The 15,615-nt window shown below is 61.1% G+C and carries 21 protein-coding genes; 6 read left to right on the top strand and 15 right to left on the bottom strand.

Features of this window, described 5'->3' with window-relative positions:
• Window positions 1–119 precede the first annotated feature (119 nt).
• Together nifU and nifS are read right to left on the bottom strand one after the other, a co-directional pair.
• Complete coding sequence (nifU, locus tag Q0K43_RS06725) at window positions 120–560, bottom strand: Fe-S cluster assembly scaffold protein NifU (RefSeq protein WP_297289793.1); 441 nt, start codon at window positions 558–560, stop codon at window positions 120–122.
• 19 nt (window positions 561–579) lie between these two features.
• Entirely contained in the window at window positions 580–1,779 is a 1,200-nt protein-coding gene (gene nifS, locus Q0K43_RS06720; RefSeq protein ID WP_297289792.1) for a cysteine desulfurase NifS, read from the bottom strand.
• A 208-nt stretch (window positions 1,780–1,987) separates the two neighbouring features.
• Between nifS and Q0K43_RS06715 the strand changes: the two genes are divergently transcribed.
• Window positions 1,988–3,118, top strand: coding sequence for an AI-2E family transporter (locus Q0K43_RS06715; protein ID WP_297289791.1), 1,131 nt, complete (start codon window positions 1,988–1,990; stop codon window positions 3,116–3,118).
• 72 nt (window positions 3,119–3,190) lie between these two features.
• On the opposite strand, the gene Q0K43_RS06710 is transcribed toward Q0K43_RS06715, so the two are convergent.
• On the bottom strand, window positions 3,191–4,069 hold the full coding sequence (locus Q0K43_RS06710; protein ID WP_297289790.1) for a DegV family protein: 879 nt from the start codon (window positions 4,067–4,069) through the stop codon (window positions 3,191–3,193).
• Window positions 4,070–4,169: 100 nt separating this feature from the next.
• Here Q0K43_RS06710 and Q0K43_RS06705 point away from each other — a divergent pair, with 100 nt between their 5' ends.
• Genes Q0K43_RS06705 through Q0K43_RS06695 form a run of 3 tightly spaced genes read left to right on the top strand, consistent with a single transcriptional unit; the run spans window position 4,170 to window position 6,281 of the window.
• Window positions 4,170–4,769 (top strand): TetR/AcrR family transcriptional regulator, encoded by a 600-nt coding sequence (locus Q0K43_RS06705; protein WP_297289789.1) that lies wholly within the window; start codon window positions 4,170–4,172, stop codon window positions 4,767–4,769.
• 59 nt (window positions 4,770–4,828) lie between these two features.
• The gene (locus tag Q0K43_RS06700) at window positions 4,829–6,019 is read left to right on the top strand and encodes a nucleoside recognition domain-containing protein (protein ID WP_297289788.1); all 1,191 of its coding nucleotides are present in this window, start codon (window positions 4,829–4,831) and stop codon (window positions 6,017–6,019) included.
• Window positions 6,020–6,071: 52 nt separating this feature from the next.
• Complete coding sequence (locus tag Q0K43_RS06695) at window positions 6,072–6,281, top strand: hypothetical protein (RefSeq protein WP_297289787.1); 210 nt, start codon at window positions 6,072–6,074, stop codon at window positions 6,279–6,281.
• Between the two features lie 44 nt (window positions 6,282–6,325).
• Here the strand turns inward: Q0K43_RS06695 and Q0K43_RS06690 are convergent, their stop codons facing one another.
• Both Q0K43_RS06690 and Q0K43_RS06685 read right to left on the bottom strand, forming a co-directional pair.
• The gene (locus Q0K43_RS06690) at window positions 6,326–6,844 is read right to left on the bottom strand and encodes a spore maturation protein (protein WP_297289786.1); all 519 of its coding nucleotides are present in this window, start codon (window positions 6,842–6,844) and stop codon (window positions 6,326–6,328) included.
• A gap of 2 nt (window positions 6,845–6,846) precedes the next feature.
• The gene (locus tag Q0K43_RS06685) at window positions 6,847–7,425 is read right to left on the bottom strand and encodes a spore maturation protein A (protein WP_297289785.1); all 579 of its coding nucleotides are present in this window, start codon (window positions 7,423–7,425) and stop codon (window positions 6,847–6,849) included.
• Window positions 7,426–7,642: 217 nt separating this feature from the next.
• Here Q0K43_RS06685 and Q0K43_RS06680 point away from each other — a divergent pair, with 217 nt between their 5' ends.
• Window positions 7,643–7,885, top strand: a complete 243-nt coding sequence (locus Q0K43_RS06680; RefSeq protein WP_087187593.1) for an AbrB/MazE/SpoVT family DNA-binding domain-containing protein — start codon at window positions 7,643–7,645, stop codon at window positions 7,883–7,885.
• 215 nt (window positions 7,886–8,100) lie between these two features.
• Here the strand turns inward: Q0K43_RS06680 and rsmI are convergent, their stop codons facing one another.
• Genes rsmI through Q0K43_RS06655 form a run of 5 tightly spaced genes read right to left on the bottom strand, consistent with a single transcriptional unit; the run spans window position 8,101 to window position 11,043 of the window.
• Window positions 8,101–8,946 carry a 16S rRNA (cytidine(1402)-2'-O)-methyltransferase gene (rsmI, locus tag Q0K43_RS06675; protein WP_297289784.1) on the bottom strand — a complete coding sequence of 282 codons (846 nt, stop codon included), beginning with the start codon at window positions 8,944–8,946 and terminating at the stop codon, window positions 8,101–8,103.
• 4 nt (window positions 8,947–8,950) lie between these two features.
• Complete coding sequence (locus Q0K43_RS06670) at window positions 8,951–9,595, bottom strand: tRNA1(Val) (adenine(37)-N6)-methyltransferase (RefSeq protein ID WP_297289783.1); 645 nt, start codon at window positions 9,593–9,595, stop codon at window positions 8,951–8,953.
• The gene (locus tag Q0K43_RS06665; protein WP_297289782.1) at window positions 9,592–10,203 is read right to left on the bottom strand and encodes an NUDIX hydrolase; all 612 of its coding nucleotides are present in this window, start codon (window positions 10,201–10,203) and stop codon (window positions 9,592–9,594) included. The genes Q0K43_RS06670 and Q0K43_RS06665 overlap by 4 nt, the downstream gene beginning before the upstream one ends.
• On the bottom strand, window positions 10,200–10,826 hold the full coding sequence (locus Q0K43_RS06660; protein WP_297289781.1) for a CatA-like O-acetyltransferase: 627 nt from the start codon (window positions 10,824–10,826) through the stop codon (window positions 10,200–10,202). The genes Q0K43_RS06665 and Q0K43_RS06660 overlap by 4 nt, the downstream gene beginning before the upstream one ends.
• Before the next feature lies 1 nt (window position 10,827).
• Window positions 10,828–11,043 carry a helix-turn-helix domain-containing protein gene (locus Q0K43_RS06655; protein ID WP_297289780.1) on the bottom strand — a complete coding sequence of 72 codons (216 nt, stop codon included), beginning with the start codon at window positions 11,041–11,043 and terminating at the stop codon, window positions 10,828–10,830.
• Window positions 11,044–11,111: 68 nt separating this feature from the next.
• On the opposite strand from Q0K43_RS06655, the gene Q0K43_RS06650 reads away from it, so the two are divergent.
• A complete protein-coding gene (locus Q0K43_RS06650; RefSeq protein WP_297289779.1) occupies window positions 11,112–11,333 on the top strand; it encodes a hypothetical protein in 222 nt (73 codons plus the stop codon).
• On the opposite strand, the gene nrdG is transcribed toward Q0K43_RS06650, so the two are convergent.
• The 5 genes from nrdG to Q0K43_RS06625 all read right to left on the bottom strand — a co-directional run.
• On the bottom strand, window positions 11,328–11,855 hold the full coding sequence (gene nrdG / locus Q0K43_RS06645) for an anaerobic ribonucleoside-triphosphate reductase activating protein (protein WP_297289778.1): 528 nt from the start codon (window positions 11,853–11,855) through the stop codon (window positions 11,328–11,330). The genes Q0K43_RS06650 and nrdG overlap by 6 nt on opposite strands.
• 53 nt (window positions 11,856–11,908) lie before the next feature.
• Window positions 11,909–12,472 carry a chromate transporter gene (locus Q0K43_RS06640; RefSeq protein ID WP_297289777.1) on the bottom strand — a complete coding sequence of 188 codons (564 nt, stop codon included), beginning with the start codon at window positions 12,470–12,472 and terminating at the stop codon, window positions 11,909–11,911.
• Window positions 12,469–13,065 (bottom strand): chromate transporter, encoded by a 597-nt coding sequence (locus Q0K43_RS06635; protein WP_297289776.1) that lies wholly within the window; start codon window positions 13,063–13,065, stop codon window positions 12,469–12,471. Before Q0K43_RS06635 ends, Q0K43_RS06640 begins: the two co-directional genes overlap by 4 nt.
• 1 nt (window position 13,066) lies before the next feature.
• Entirely contained in the window at window positions 13,067–14,989 is a 1,923-nt protein-coding gene (locus Q0K43_RS06630) for an NAD(+) synthase (protein ID WP_297289775.1), read from the bottom strand.
• Between the two features lie 156 nt (window positions 14,990–15,145).
• Window positions 15,146–15,615 (bottom strand): winged helix-turn-helix transcriptional regulator (locus Q0K43_RS06625; RefSeq protein ID WP_366086141.1); only part of this gene is annotated, 470 nt, incomplete at its 5' end.

Raw genomic sequence — 15,615 nt, 5'->3', positions numbered from 1 at the left:
ACTTCATTCTACCAGGGTTCTGTATGAACTTCTTTTTATTTTCCTAAAGTGTTGCACTTGATAGTATAATTCACCACGACGTAAAAAAAGTCCTGCCGTTTCACGGCAGGACTTTTCCATTATCCGCAGGAGGAGCAGCAGTGCCCCTCCTCACAGTCGCAGGGCAGTTTGAGGGACTCAGGCACCGGCTCCCCCTTCTTGGTGTAATAGTCGGCCAAAGCCGCCTTGATGGCCTCCTCCGCCAGCACGGAACAGTGCATTTTATAGGCGGGCAGCCCGTCCAGGGCCTCAGCCACGGCAGCATTGGTCAGATTCATGGCCTCAGCAATGGTCTTACCCTTGATCATTTCGGTGGCCATGGAGGAGGTGGCAATGGCCGACCCGCAGCCGAAGGTCTTGAACTTCACGTCGGTGATGACGTCACCGTCGATTTTCAGATACATCTTCATAATGTCGCCGCACTTGGGGTTGCCCACCTGGCCCACCCCGTCGGCGTTCTCGATCTCCCCCACGTTGCGGGGATGCTCAAAGTGATCCATCACTTTATCCGAATACAACATGTGATATTCTCCTTTCCAATTACAAAACCCAGGTGGGTTTCTGGGCGTCCTTGTCCCACACCGGGGACATCTCCCGCAGGTAGGCCACTACGGCAGGCACTTCTTTCAGGATATAGTCCACGTCCGCCTCCGTGTTGTCCGCTCCCAGGGAGAGCCGCAGGGAACCGTGGGCAATGGCGTGGGGCAGGCCGATGGCCAGCAGCACATGGGAGGGGTCCAGGGAGGCGGAGGAACAGGCCGACCCGGAGGAGGCGCAGATCCCTCTGGCGTCCAGATGGAGGAGCAGGGCCTCCCCTTCCACCCCCTCAAACACGAAAGAGGCGGTGCCGGGCAGCCGCTTGACCGGGTGGCCGGTGAGGCTGGCATAGGGAAGGCCGGACAGGCCGGCAATGAGCTTGTCCCGCAGGGCGGCCAGCCGGGCGGATTCCTCGGGCAGATGATCCGTCGCCTCTTTCAAAGCGGCGGCCATACCTACTGCGCCGGGCACGTTTTCCGTGCCGGAGCGGCGACCCTTCTCCTGTCCGCCGCCCTGGATAAGGGCGGGCAGGCGCAGGGGCTTTTTCATATACAGGGCGCCGATCCCCTTGGGCCCGCCGAACTTGTGGCCAGACAGGGAGAGCAGGTCCACGTTCCACTCCTCCACATCCACCGGGATGTGGCCCACCGCCTGGACAGCATCGGTGTGGAACAGCACCTTGTGAGCTTTGGCGATGGCGCCAATCTCAGCAATAGGCTGAATGGTGCCGATCTCGTTATTGGCGGCCATGACGGAGATCAGAATGGTGTCGGGCCGGATGGCAGCCTCCAGGTTGGCGGGGTCCACCAAACCGTCCCCATCCACCGGCAGATAAGTTACCTCATAGCCCTGCTTCTCCAGATACTGAGCGGTATGCAAAATGGCGTGGTGTTCAATGGCGGTGGTGATGATATGGCCGGTCTTTCTGCCCTTGAGGGCCATCAGTTCGGCCACACCCCGCAGGGCCCAGTTGTCGGCTTCGGTGCCGCCGGAGGTAAAATAGACTTCCTCCGGCTTTGCGTTCAGGCAGGCGGCCACCTGGGCCCGGGCCTGCTCCAAACGGGACTTGCCCTCCTGGGCAAAACCATATAAGCTGGACGGATTCCCGTAGTCCTGCGTAAAGCAGGGCAGCATGGCCGCAAGGGCGGTATCGGTAACAGCGGTGGTAGCCGCATGGTCGGCGTAGACAAATTTTTCAGACATCGGTGGCTCCTTTCCGGAATCTACTTAATTCCTATCTGTTTACTAGATTATAAGCCCCAATCTTATTTCTGTCAAGTAAATTTTAGAAATGACCCCGCCCATTTTGCGGTCTATCATTTTTCATAAAGCACCTGCTTTCCCGTTGACGGCACACCGTCTGAATGCTATAGTTGAGTTACCATTCTTTGCTGCAAGCCCGAGGTCTATTATGGACAAGAAACTTTTCAAGAGCATTTTGCTCATCATTACCTACGCGGTGCTACTGGTGGTCTTCCTGGCTCGGCTGGACGTGGTGGCATGGGGGCTGGGTACGGTGCTGTCGGTGTTCAAGCCGCTGATCATCGGCTTCTGCCTGGCCTTTATCCTCAATCGTCCCTGTCAGTTTTTCTTCCGTCTCTACAGCCGCGGCCTGGACAAAACACCCGCCCGGGGGGCGGCCCGCCCGCTGGCGGTGCTTACCGCCTATCTGGCCCTCATCCTCCTGATCGTGGCGTTGTTCTCCTTCGTGCTGCCCAAGCTGGTGGAGAGCATCCAGACCTTTGTGCTCAATCTGGGCGGCTACATCACCAACGCCCAGAACTCCATCAACCAGCTGCTGGAATACCTGCACCTGGACATCGAGCAGCTGGACCTGTCCAGCCTGAACACCACCCTGGAGGGTGTGCTCAAAAACGCCCTGAACATCCTGTCCAACCTGGGTCCCCGGTTGGTGGAGTTCACCACCGGTCTGGTCTCCATTCTGGTCACCGGCGTGCTGGCCCTGGTCTTTTCCATCTATATGCTTTCTGGCCGGGACAAACTGCTGGGCCAGTGCCGGCGGCTGCTGAAGGCCTATGTTCCCGCCAAGGTGGCCGGCCCCATCTCGGACGTGGTCTCCCTCACCGCCGCCACCTTCACCAAATTTGTCACCGGTCAATGTATCGAGGCCTGTATCCTGGGCAGCCTGTGTTCCCTGGGGATGCTCTTTATTCAGCCGGACTACGCGCCGCTGATCGGCGTTACCGTAGGCGCTGCCGCCCTGATCCCGGTGGCGGGGGCCTATATCGGCGCCATTGTATCCGCCATCCTGCTACTGATGGTCTCACCGCTGAAAGCCTTTGTTTTTGTGGTGTTCCTCATCATCCTTCAGCAGGTGGAGGGCAACGTGATCTATCCCCGGGTGGTGGGTACCTCCCTGGGACTGCCCGGCATTTGGGTGCTGGCCGCCGTTACGGTGGGCGGCAGTCTGTTCGGGCTGGTGGGTGTGCTGGTCAGTGTGCCTATCGCCTCGGTGGTCTACACCCTGCTCCGCCAGGACATCCACAAGCGTCTGGGACCGCCGGACAACTCTTCCGTCTGAGTTCACACAAAAAAGACCTGCTGCCGCGGCAGCAGGTCTTTTTGATTAGAAAACAATCCTATGGGCAGCCCATCAATCCTCCAGCAGCTGGATGCAGCCGCCCAACACGCCGTCGCCGATGTAGACGCTGAGGGTGGCGTCCATCTCACCCTGCCAGAAGTGTTCCGGCTGGGGGAAGCGTTCCTTCACCCGGGCGGCCAGCTGGGCCAGTTCCGACTGCGCGCCGCCGTGGGCAATGCACACGTTATACCGTACGCCGGGACGGAGATGCTGGGTCATCAGCTCCAGCAGCTTGTTCTGAACCTGGTGGCGGCCCCGGACTTTGGCCACGCTCTGGAGCTGTCCGTCCTCGGCAAAGGTAATAAGGGGTTTGATGCTCAGCAGCGTACCGGCAAGGGCGGTCACCTTTCCGATCCGCCCGCCTTTGCTCAGATATTCCAGCGTATCCACCGAGAAAAAGGGGAAGGTATTGGCGATCAGCCGGGGCGCCTTCCGGCCCACCAGTTCATCCCAGCCCACTCCGGCCTGGATCTCCTCCCACAGCTGGAGTACCATGGACCCCATGCCCAGGGAACCGCTCTTGGAGTCAAATACGGCGATCTCCAGGTCCTTCCGACTTTCCGCCTGAAGGCGCACCATATTATAGGTGCCGGACAGGCCCGAGGAGAGCATGACGGCCAGCACCTTTTCATAGCCGTCGGCCTTGATGCGATCTAAGGTATCGCTGATACTGCCCCCGTCAGGCAGGGAAGTCTGGGGCAGTTCTCCCCGGTGGAGGCGCTCATACACATCCCGGGCAAAGATATCCACCCCATCGGAATATTCTCCGTCGGCGCAGACGATCTTCAGCGGCACCACATAGATCGGCTTCCCCTCCCGCATGGCAGGGGTCAGATCAGCGGTGGAATCGGTGAGCAGCGCAATCTTATCGGCGTTTGACAATTCGATCATCCTACTCTATAATCAACTTGGTCAGACTGACATAACGTCGTTATGTGACTTACCTAGATTATAGCGGCAAAGAGCCGCCGCTGTCAAGAGGGGGAAGCCAATGGAGGACTATCGCACCCGCAGAAAAGAGCAGGCCAGGCAGACCGAGCAGGCCATTTTGCAGGCCGCTATGGATCTGTCACGCAAGCAGAGCTTCGACAAGGTCTCCATCCGGGAGATCTGCCATCAGGCGGGGATCACCACCGGCGCGTTTTACCACCACTTTCGTTCCAAGGAGGACCTGCTGTCCCGGGGTTTCGCCCCTCTGGACAGTTATCTGGAGCAGTGTCTCATGGGCCACGAGGACGACCCGCCCGCCGCACGGCTGCGGCGTATTCTGACCAACTACGCCGAATTTTTGGAAAATCTGGGCTGGGAACTGGTGGCCCGGTACTACCAGAGGCGGTTGGACGCCCCGGATGACACCGCCTCTATGGACTCCAGCCGGTTTACCCTGCGGGCCATGGCCGGCTGCCTGCGGCAGGCGGCGGACGAGGGCGGCCTGCTGCCCGGCTGGTCGCCGGAGTGGACCGCCGATTTCCTCTTCCGCCATTTCCGCGGGGTGGTCATCGACTGGACCCTCCACCGGGGCTCTTACCCTCTGCTATCCAAGCTGGAACAGGATTATGCCCTGTTCAGTCATGTTTTTCGCACCGGCTGAGGGGGACAGGCAACTTTTTGCTCTGCGGCGCATACCCATCTGTGAAGGAGGTGTGTGCCATGTCCCGGCTGTTATCCAAAGCCAGAGTCCGCGACCTGTTCCTGGGCCTGGCGCTTCTGTGCGCTACACTGGCGCTGATGCTCTATCCCAAGCCTTCCATGGAGGCGGCCCGGACCGGCCTCCAGCTATGCTACAACGTCATTATTCCCTCCCTGTTTCCCTTCTTCGTGCTGTCCTCCCTGGTGGTGGAACTGGGGCTGGCCGGCTATCTGGGCCGGCTGCTGGAGGGGATCATGTGGCCATTGTTCCATGTAAGCGGCGCCTGCGCCTCCGCGTTTGCTCTGGGCTTTGTGGGGGGCTACCCCGTGGGGGCCAAGACCGCCATCAACCTGTACGAGCGCGGTATGTGTACCCGCACGGAGGCCGAGCGGCTGTTGGCCTTCTGCAACAATTCCGGTCCCGCCTTCATTCTGGGCGTGGTGGGGGCGGGCATCTTTGCCAGCAGTACGGTGGGGGTGCTGCTCTACCTGGCCCACGCGCTGGCCTCCGTGTGTATCGGCCTGCTGTTCCGCTTTTATAAGGCCGGCGAGGCGAACGGCGGCAAAAAACGGCGGCGTTCCGCGCCCCAGTTCCAGGTGCAGCGGTTCTCCACCGCTTTTACCGGCTCGGTGAAAAACGCCTTCCTCTCCACCTTGAATATCTGCGCCTTTGTGGTCTTTTTCACGGTGGTCATCCAGCTGCTCATCCGCTCCGGCTTCCTGCCGGGACTGGCCCGGGGGCTGGGTACCCTGCTGGCCCCTTTCGGCTTTACGCCCGAGTGGGCCCAGCGGCTGCTCACCGGCGCGCTGGAGATCTCCTCCGGCGTATCCACCCTGTCGGAGGGAGGCGCGCTCAGCGGACGGCTTACCATGGCCGCCTTTATGCTGGGCTGGGCCGGCATCTCCGTCCACTGCCAGGTACTCTCCTTCATCGGTGACAGCGGATTGTCGGTTGGCACCTATCTGGTGGGCAAACTGCTCCACGGTGGGCTCTCCGCCCTGTTCATCGCCATATTGGTCCGGCTCTTTCCCCTGACCGCCCCCGTCTCCAATTATTTGGTGGATCAGGTCGCCGGTATTGCCGGTATGGAGTTCCACAGCGCCCTTACCGTCTCAATCCTGGCTGCATGGATTATTTTCCTCGCATTTTTGCTGGCTGCGGCCCTGAGTACGCGAAAATGCCTTTGCAAAAGGCGCCGGACCATGCTATAATTCTATTGTTAAATCTGATCATCACGCTCTGGGGATGGATGGGAGGAATACCATGCTGTTCCAAAAAGATATTGAGCCGCGCTGCTGCTACTGCCAGCGTGGCACCAAACTGGACGAGGAACAGATCCTCTGCATCAAGAAGGGCGTGGTCTCCCCCGGCGGCAGCTGCCGCGCTTTCCGCTATGATCCCCTTAAACGGATTCCCACGCCGCCTGTGGTCTTGAATCTGGATCAATTGAAGGACGAGGATTTTTCCCTGTAACAGACCGGGGCCCGCTGCCTGAGCAGCGGGCCCCGGTTTTTGTCTCAGAAGATCAGCCGCACCGCCCAGGCGGCGCTCAGAAAACCCGCCAGATCGGCGCACAGGGCGGCGGGGACAGCATAGCGGGTCTTGACGATGCCCGCCGCTCCGAAATAAACGGCAATGGTGTAAAAGGTTGTCTCGGTGGACCCCAGCATGACGGCAGCGGTACGGCCGACCTGGGAATCAGGGCCATAGGTGGAAATCAGTTCGGCTCCCACCCCCAGGGCGGCCGAACCGCTCACCGGCCGCACCAGCATCAGTGCCACCGTCTCCGGCGGTATACCGATGGCATTGAGAAGGGGAGCCAGCGCCCCGGCCGCCAGCTCCAGCGCACCCGACGCCCGCAGCATATAGACCGCCGTCAGCAGCCCCACCAATGCCGGGACAATGCGGATCAGCACCCCCAGGCCCTCCTCCGCGCCGGAGATCACCGCCTGATAGACGTCTACTTTCCGCGCCATCCCCCAAAGGGCCACCCCACCAATGATAAGGGGTACCAGCATGGTAAACAGCAGGTCCATTGCTAATCCCTCCACACCCGGCTCAGCAGTTTGGCTGCCAGAATCCCCACGCACACAGACAGCGCGGAGGCCAGCCACACGGCCGGCAGGATATCAAAGGGGGTCTCACACCCGGCGGCCAGCCGCACCCCCGCCACGGTGGTGGGGATAAGCTGAATGGAGGCGGTATTGCACACTACCAGCATACACATCCCGTCCGAAGCCACCCCCGGCGTGCGACGGCTCATCCTTCGGGCCGCCTGGATGCCCAGGGGCGTGGCGGCATTGCCCAGCCCCAACAAATTGGCCGACACATTGGCCGAAATGCTGTCCATTACCTCCCGGTCCCGGGCAAATTCCGGATACAGCCGCCCCAGCAACGGCCTCAGCAGCCGGGAAAGGGCGGTGGACAGGCCGGAGCGTTTCATAATTTCCATGACCCCCATCCACAGGCAGAGAACCCCCGCCATGGACAGACAGAGGTCCACTGCCGCACCCGCCCCCTCCAGAGCCGCCGCGCCCACCGCCGGGCCATTCCCTGTAGCCAGGCCGCACAGGATGGAGATCACCACCATTCCCGTCCAGATTGCCGCCATCGCCATACGTCGTCCGCCCCTTTCTCTGTCCAAATGTTTCCTCCAGGCTATCTATACGGTCCGCCTTAGGAAAAGATACCCATTTGCAGGCCGAAAAACGGCGGAATTTATATGAAGATTTTGTAACTTCGCTTGACACAACAATACATTGTGTTATAATTGTGTCAGTTTCTAGTTAATGAAGGGGATAATTGGAAACTAATAGGGAAAGGAAGTAACATTTATGAAATCAACTGGGATCGTACGTAAAGTGGATGAATTGGGCCGCATCGTCCTGCCGATCGAATTGCGCCGGACGTTGGACATCGCAGAGAAGGATTCTCTGGAGATTTATGTGGACGGCGCTTCTATTGTGCTGAAAAAGTATCAGCCCGCCTGCATTTTCTGTGATGACGCCAAAGATGTCATCAACTTTAAAGGCAAGAACGTCTGCACCAACTGCATCCGTGAACTTCAGCTTAAATGATCTGATCTTCATGAGAAATGGGCCCCCCGGTTACAACATCCGGGGGGCCCATTTTTTCATATTTATCCCATTAACGTACGTTAATCATTTCCTGTAATTTTGTGCTGTTTTTTGCCATGATTTTCCCTAGTTTCCCCACTTATACGACCATCTTCTTCTGGTTTTTCCTCTTTATCAACCCTCTCCGATATACGGTTAGTAATATTTGTTTTCCTTCATTCACTTAACGTTGTATTGTTAACCGCCCGACCATACAGCTCATTTTTAGGCAGGCCGGTCTCTTTGGCGGCCTGCCGGGCGGCGTCCTTCAGAGACATTCCGCCAGCCCGCAGCTGGGCGATCCGTTCCAGGCCCTGCTCCAGGGTGGGAGTCTCCCTGCAGCACTCCGCCGCCCCCTCCACCACCAGGACAAACTCTCCCCGGGGCGGGTTTTCCTCGTACCAGGCCGCTGCCTCCCCCAGGGTGGTGCGCCGCACCTCCTCGTGGAGCTTGGTCAGCTCCCGGCACAGGGAGATCCGCCGGTCCGGCCCGAACACTTCCGCCAGGTCGGCCAGGGTGGCAATCAGCTTGTGGGGCGCCTCGTAGAAGATCATGGTTCGCCGTTCCTGCCGGAGTTCCTCCAGGTGGGCGCGGCGGTTTTTCTTATTCATGGCCAGAAATCCCTCGAAGGTGAAGCGGCCGGTGGGCAGGCCGGACACCGACAGGGCGGTGATCAGGGCGCAGGGGCCGGGGATGGCCACCACCTCCACCCCGCTCTGGGCGCACAGCCGCACCAGATCCTCCCCCGGATCGGACACCGCCGGGGTGCCGGCGTCGGTAACCAGGGCGCAGCTCTCCCCCGCCAGCAGGCGGCCCAGCACCGCCTGGCCCCCTGCCTCGGTATTGTGACGATAGTAGGAGATGAGGGGCTTTTTCAGCTCCAGGTGGTTGAGCAGCTTGAGGGTCACCCGGGTGTCCTCGGCGGCGATGAAATCCACCGAAGCGAGGGTGTCAGCGATCCGCTGGGAGATGTCCCCCAGGTTTCCGATGGGGGTGGGTACCAGATATAAAATGCCGGCCATAGGATTACCTCCGGTTCATCAGTCGTGTGGGCAGGACCTCCAGGCCCGGCCTGCCCTGGCGCACCGCCTCCACCAAAGCGGCGGAGGGGGGCGTATGGGCGTCGTGCTGGATCAGCTGGAGCCGCTTGGGCTCCAGGCCGCTGCGGGAGAGGGCGCCGAACAGTTCCGCCAGCCGCTCCGGCCGGTGGACCAGGGCAAACCGGCCGCCGTTTTTGGTCAGCCGTCCGGCGGCGGCGCACCAGTCGCTCAGGGTGGCCTCCTCCATGCGGGCCGCCCCGCCGTCTCCCCCGCTGCCCGCCTTGAAGTAGGGCGGGTTGGAGATCACCAGGGAGAAGCCCCCCGCCGGCAGAGTTTTGCACACCTGGCGGAGATCGCCGGTGTAAATTTCCCCCGTCAGGCCGTTTTCCGCCAGATTTCTGCGGGCAAGGGCGCTGTCTTCGGGGGAGATTTCCACACCGGACAGGGCCAGTGTGGATTGCCGCCCGGCCAGCAGCAGGAGCAGAGCGCCCCCGCCGCAGCCCAGGTCGCACACCTGATCGCCCCGGCGCACCGTGGCAAAATCCGCCAGGGCAAGGCTGTCCTGGCCCAGAGGGAAGCAGGTATCCGACTGCTCGTAGCGGTAGGGGCCCAGCTGTTCCGCCACTCTCATTCCATCCCCTCCAGCAGGCGGCGGACGATGCGGCCGGTCAGGCCCCAGATGGGCCGCTCGGGCCAGTCATAAATAGGTACTTCCGCCGCGCCGCGCCGCCAATGGTAGCCCCGGGGAAAACCGATGCGGCCATAGGGGAAGTCCTCCCCCACCCGGGGCAGCAATTCGTACTGGTACACCTGGGGTGGATGGGTACGCAGCCAATCCACCGGTACCAAAAAAGTATGTTCCACCTCGGCAGGGCTGGGCCGCATGGCGTGCAGGCCCGCCGGGGATACCACCCCCAGGAAGGGGTGCATGACGAACTTGCCCTGCTGCACCAGCAGATCCAGGGGGGCGATGATCTCCACTTCTTCCGGCGGGATGGCCAGCTCCTCAAAGGTCTCCCGGAGGGCGCAGTCCCGGGGCGTCTCCCCCGACTCCACTCTGCCACCGGGGAAACATACCTCTCCCGGCTGGTGAGCCAACGTGCTGGCCCGCACTTCAAAGAGCAGGCTCAGGCCCTCAGGGCCTTGAACCAGCGGCGCCAGTACCGCGTATTCCTGTTTCACGTCCTGCACCTGAGGCACATGGCCCGCCCAGCGGGCCCGGAAATCGCTCAGCGTCATAGCGTCTCCATCCAATCGCAAAGGGTCTGGTAGAACTTCCCCACATGTACGCCGTCCAGGAGCCGGTGATTCAGCTCCAGGCTCAAATCCAGCATGGTTCTGCCATCCCGCTCCTGCCAGCGACCCCAGCTGACCCGTGGTACCGAGTCCCAGGGTACCACATCCCGTTCGTTGGTGAGAGCGGTGACGGGGAACCAGGGCTGACAGGTAAAATAGATCAGTTCATCCCCTTCCCAGGGCCCGGCGGTGATCAATTTCGTCTGGGCCGCCGAGGCGGCTTTGGCCCGGCGGCAGAAGTCAGCCAGATCCTCCCCCGCCTCCAGGGTAACGATGTGAAACAGTTCACTGCCCTTCTTCAGGTCGGTAAAGCTGGGTACCAGCCGGTCATGGCGTATAATGGTGCCGTTGCGGTCCTTGTAGAGGAACGCTTCCACCCGCTCCATAGCCTTGGTCACCCCAAACACCATAGCCGGATAGAAGGGCAGGCCATCCCGCTTGCACCGCCGGCGGAGCCCAGTGATATCCACGGGGAAGGTCAGGCTGTAAAAGGGGTGGGACATGGGCGCAAAGAAGGCATAGTGTTCCTTCCGTGGCCAGGTTTCCATGTCGATCTCTCTGGTCATATCAGCCCTCCCTCCCCAGCAGGTAGTCGGTGGTCACCCCAAAATAGTCGGCCAGACGAATCAGTGTCAGAGACGGCACATTGATATAGCCGTACTCCATCCGCTGGTAGTGCCGGTCGGTACATTCCAGTAACTGCGCCATTTCCACCTGGGTCTTGTGCTTTTCTTTCCGCAGCTCTTTCAGCCGACATCCAAAGGATTCCATAATTTTTTCCATAGTGACAACGTCCCCTTGACATGACATTATATGTGGTGTATAATAAACACGACATTGGAGGTGGTGTTATGAGCGACTTCCTGACCTTCCTCTATGAAGGATACATCAAGCCCTATCTGGACCGCCAGAGCAGGGACGACGGGGATACCTTCCGTCACGCCCTCTGTGAGGGCAATCAGACAGAGGAGACCCAAAAGGATGTGGACGCGGTGGTGGCCTTCGCCGCCGCCCACGCCTTCCTGCTGGGGGTACGCACCGGGGCGGGGCTTCGTCAGAGCGGAGCCCTATGACTCCGGCCGGGTAAAGTGGGCCAGGGGGTCGGGACGGCTCCACAGCACTACCGCCCCCGACGCCCGGCTTTTGGCCACGTCGATGAGCCGCTGGTTGGTACTGCCCCGGAAGAGGGCGTCGTAGGATTTGAGGCTCTCCACAAAAGGCCCGTCCACCAGCACATCCACCTGCTCCAACAGGGCCAGTACCGCCGGGTTCGCTTGCTCCAGCAAGGTCTCGTAGCGGTAGCCGGTGTACGCCCACACGTTGAGGCCCTTTTCTTTGGCACGGGCCGCCAGCGCGCAGCACTCCCCCGCCTGGTCGAAGGGCTCCCCGCCGGAGAGGGTCAGTCCGTCCATGAGGGGATTGGACAGCATCTGCTCCGCCAACGCCTCCACCGTGACCTCCCGCCCTCCGGCGGGATCATGGGTCTCCGGATTGTGGCAGCCGGGGCAGTGGTGGGGGCAGCCCTGGGTAAAGACGGTAAACCGCAGGCCGGGGCCGTCCACGATGGAATCGGACACAACATTGGCAATACGCATCACGTTTCCCCCTGAGATCAGCGGGAGGGCTGCCCGGCGGCCCTCCCGCTTCTTTAGAATTGAAATACGATCCCGATCACCGCCGAGGCGGCGATAAACACGATGGGGTGCAGTTTTTTCAGGGGCTTCACCTGGAGACAGGCAAACACCGCCACCGCCAGAAGGATGCTCTTCCACTGGAAAAAGTCCGCCGTGCCAAAGGCCGCGCCGGTATTCACCAGCGCGATGGCGCACACCTCCACCAGGGCCGCCGTAATGAGGGCGGTGGAGGCGGGCCGGATGCCGTAGAACACCGCCTCCACCCCCCGGCTCTCCCGGAACTTCTTCAAAAAGCCGGCAATGACCAGGATCACGATGATGGAGGGGCACACCAGCCCCAGGGTGGCGATGACGCCTCCAGGGATACCGCCGGTATGAAAGCCCACATAGGTAGCCATGTTCACGCCCATCGGGCCGGGGGTGGACTCGGAGATGGCGATCATGTTGGCCAGATCCCCGGCGGAGAACCAGCCCGTGCGGGCGCCGATGTCGGTAAGGAAGGGAATGGTGGCAAGACCCCCACCGATGGCAAACAGGCCAGCCTTGAAAAATTCAAAGAACAGCTGAAGGTAGATCATGCTTTCAGCCCTCCCCTGGCAGCGCGGACGCACAGCCCGGTCACGCCCGCCGCCACCACCAGCACGATGGGGGAGGTAACAAAGCCCATCACCGCCGCCAGGGTGGTCCCGGCGGGGAAGGATACGAAATTTCCCACCACCGCCAGAGCCACCACCGCCGCAAAGATGAGGGCGGTGGGCAGATCCAGCACGGTACTTTTCCGCAGTTTAAGGACGCTGGACAGGATCAGGGCGCATACACAGGCCCGCACCCCGTTAAAGGCGTGGATCACCGCCGGCAGATGGGCAAAGTTCTGCAAAAAGGCGGCGATAACCATGATAATGACAATGGGGGGGAACACCACGCCCAGGGTGGCCACCACACCTCCCGTCGCCCCTTTCAGCTTGTGGCCCACAAAGGTGGCTGTATTGACGGCAATGACGCCGGGGGTACACTGGCCGATGGCAAAGTAGTCGGTCAGTTCCTCTTCCCGTACCCATCCCCGTTTTTCCACCAGCTCCCGCTGGAGGATGGGCAGCATGGCGTAGCCGCCACCAAAGGTACACACACCGATTTTTGCAAACAGCCAAAACAGCTCAAAATAGAACTTCACGTTACTCCAGCCCCTCCAGTTCCTCCAGCCACAACGCGGCCACTGCATCGGACGGCATCCGCCAGTCGCCCCGGGGGGACAGGGCCACCGACCCCACCTTGGGTCCGTCAGGCAGGCAGGAGCGTTTGAACTGCTGGGAGAAGAAACGGCGGTAGAAGTTTTTCAGCCACTTGAGCAGGGTGGAGCGGTCATACCGCTGGCCCATCGCTTCCTCCGCCAGCCGCAGCACCTTCCGGGGCCCAAACCCCCAGCGGACGGCGTAATAGAGGTAAAAATCGTGGAGTTCGTAGGGCCCCACCAGATCCTCCGTCTTTTGGGCGATCTGCCCCTCAATGGCGGGCAGCAGTTCGGGGGACACGGGGGTGTCCAGAATATCGGCCAGCACGGTGGACAGCTGGGGGTCCTCCGCCTCCTTGTCGTCCGAGATAAAGCTGACCAGATGGCGCACCAGGGTCTTGGGGATACCGGCGTTGACGGCGTAGTTGCTCATGTGGTCGCCGTTGTAGGTACACCAGCCCAGGGCCAGTTCGGAGAGGTCGCCGGTGCCGATGACCAGGCCCCCGGTCTGGTTGGCGATGTCCATCAGCACCTGGGTCCGCTCTCTGGCCTGACCGTTCTCAAAGGTGACGTCGTGATCCTCCATGGACTGGCCGATATCCTTGAAGTGGCAGCGCACCGCCTCCCCGATGTCAATGGTCTTGAGGGTGCAGCCCAGCCGCTCGGCCAGCAGCACCGCGTTGGACTTGGTGCGGTCGGTGGTGCCGAAGCAGGGCATGGTCACCGCGATGATATCGCTGACCGGCCGGTCCAGCATCTTCATAGACACCGCTGTGATCAGTACCGCCAGGGTGGAGTCCAGGCCGCCGGACAGGCCCACCACCGCCGTCTTGGCCTGGGTATGTTCCAGCCGCTTCTTCAGACCCAGAGCGGCGGTATACAGGATCTCGTTGCACCGCTCCGCCCGGTCGCTCTGGTCCTGGGGCACGAAGGGGGTGGGGGACACGGGCCGGGTGAGATGGGTATCCGCCAGATCCATGTCAAAGGACATCCGCCAGCACTCCTGGGAAGGATCGGCCCGATAGGTATTCATCCGCTGGCGCTCGTAGACCAGCCGGTCCACGTCGATCTCGCTGATGGTGAGGCCGGTGGCAAACCGCCGCTCGGCCAGGATGGCGCCGTTTTCCGCCACAATGTTGTGGCCGGCAAAGACCAGGTCGGTGGTGGACTCCCCCTCCCCGGCGTCGGCGTACACATAGCCGCATACCAGCCGGCCGCTCTGGCCGGACACCAGCCCCCGGCGGTAGGCCGCCTTGCCCGCCAGTTCGTTGGAGGCCGACAGGTTCAGGATGATGGTAGCCCCCGCCCGGGCCAGGCGAATGGAGGGAGGCTCGGGGGCCCACAGGTCCTCGCAGATCTCCACGCCAATGACCAGATTGGGCATATCCGCGCAGGCAAACAGATCGTTGTTGGACAGGGAGACCTCCTGGCCGCACAGGGGAATTCTGGTCTCCACCCCGGCCCCGGAGGCGAACCACCGCCCCTCATAGAACTCTCCGTAGTTGGGCAGGTAGGTCTTGGGCACCAGGCCCAAAATCTCTCCGCTCTGTATCACAGCGGCGCAGTTATACAGTTTGTTGTCCCATTTGTTCCATACGGGCAGACCAATGGCCGCCACCATATCCAGATTCTTGGTGGCCTCCAGAATGGTGGCCAGGCCCTCCTCCGCTCCTCTCAGCAGGGTGGGCTGAAGAAACAGATCGGCACAGGTATAGCCGGTGAGGCACAGCTCCGGCAGGGCCAGCACCTTCACGCCCTGCTTGTCCGCCTCCCGCATCAGGGTAAAGATCTGTTCCGCGTTATAGCGGCAGTCGGCCACCCGGATCTTGGGGGTGCCGGCGGCTACTTTCACAAATCCATCGCGCATATCACGCGCCTCCTTCGCTCAGGATCTTTTTCTAGCGAATATGATACCCCAAACCGGTCCCGATTGCAACGTCTCCCCGCCCGGGAGAAACAAAACCCTGCTGAAACCCGGCAAAGGCCGGCTTCAGCAGGGTCTTTGTGAATTGGTCGGGGCTGCTCAGTCCCGATTCTCTCCCCGGTCGCGCCCCTGGCGCTTCCGCTCCGGGTCAAAATCGTTGGCCGCCATAATATCCTGAAGTTCCTCCATATATTTGCTGGAGGTGTGGACCACGAAGGCATCGGAATCAATGGGGATGCCCCGCTCGTCCATCTGGCGGATGCTCCAGATATACAGGGCGTCCAGCGCGGGGATGAGCTGCTCTCCACTGGGGGTGAGTACATACTCCACCTTGGGCGGGATGGTGTCGTAGGAGATGCGGCGGATCAGCCCCGCCTCCACCAGTTCCCGCAGCTGCTGGCTGAACACCTTCTCCGAAATGGGCAGGGCTTTCAGCGTCTGGTTGAAACGGATGCTCCCGTAGGTATGGATCTCATGAAGGATGGTCATCTTCCACTTCCCGCCGATGCAGTGCAGCACATAGTGGTAGGGATTTGTCGGTGTGTCAAAATGATCGTTCCACACAAGCA

This window comes from uncultured Flavonifractor sp. (assembly GCF_944383115.1).
GTDB lineage: Bacteria > Bacillota > Clostridia > Oscillospirales > Oscillospiraceae > Flavonifractor.
This window is presented reverse-complemented; position numbering and strand designations above follow the sequence as displayed.